Origin of the sequence: Bacillus sp. H1a (genome assembly GCF_000633475.1) — a bacterium.
In the GTDB taxonomy this organism is placed as follows: Bacteria; Bacillota; Bacilli; order Bacillales; family Bacillaceae_G; genus Bacillus_A; species Bacillus_A paramycoides.
On the sequence record NZ_AYMH01000049.1, the window covers coordinates 1 to 297 of the forward strand.

General features: G+C 36.4%; 1 protein-coding gene. It reads right to left on the reverse strand.

Going from position 1 to position 297, the window contains the following annotated elements:
- Positions 1-297 (reverse strand): thiol-activated cytolysin family protein (locus U860_RS0122885; protein ID WP_029953062.1); only part of this gene is annotated, 297 nt, incomplete at both ends.

Genomic DNA, 297 nt, shown 5'->3' on the forward strand with positions numbered 1-297 from the left:
CCCTTAATTAAGGCTTTAAAAGCAGTTTGTACATCTTTGCTCTTAGATGATGTTTCTAATTTCACATAAACTGTTCTACCATAAGCTACATTTGACACCATAACAGGCGGAGCCGCATTACTTACCCCTTTACGAGTTAGCTCATCAAAAGTAACGCTATTATCAAAAAGATCTGATGGATTGTTAGGTAGTTCTGCACTTACGGTATAAAAGATTTGCTTATATGCCGCAACCATCACTTTTTTCTCTCCATCTGCAATCGCTTTAAAATCAATGTTCAGTGCATTGTCAAGATAT